This is a genomic window from Pseudoalteromonas sp. S3178 (genome assembly GCF_005886985.1).
GTDB classification, from domain to species: domain Bacteria; phylum Pseudomonadota; class Gammaproteobacteria; order Enterobacterales; family Alteromonadaceae; genus Pseudoalteromonas; species Pseudoalteromonas carrageenovora.
In genome coordinates this window covers 1-329 of sequence record NZ_PNCW01000575.1, presented here as the reverse complement: position 1 = coordinate 329, position 329 = coordinate 1, and the positions used below count along the sequence as shown (strand labels likewise).

Here is a 329-nt window from a genome sequence, read left to right as displayed (position 1 = left end):
AAGCGATGGTCTTAGCAATCGCGTGGAATACCTTGATGTCGACCCCCAAGGGCGACCGACATCATTGGCATACAGAGTAACCAGTGAGGATAGCCAAGGGCGCTTTCGCATTATTAAAGATATCTTTACCGACCCGGATACGCAGTCACTGATGGTGCGCGTGCGTTTTCAGGCCAATGAGCCGGGGCTGCGAGCACTTGTGCAGGTGAACCCTTATGTGAATAATGATGGCGTTGACGACCGGGCCAAAGTTGCCGACGATGCCCTTATTGCTTATTCCGGAGCCCATTACCTAAGCTTGCAAAGCGCCAAGGGTCTTAGTGACGGCT

At 52.9% G+C, this 329-nt stretch carries 1 pseudogene; it reads left to right on the top strand.

Going from position 1 to position 329, the window contains the following annotated elements:
- Nucleotides 1-22: 22 nt before the first annotated feature.
- Nucleotides 23-329 (top strand): annotated as a pseudogene (locus CWC11_RS22285) (glucan 1,4-alpha-glucosidase); the annotation flags it as partial.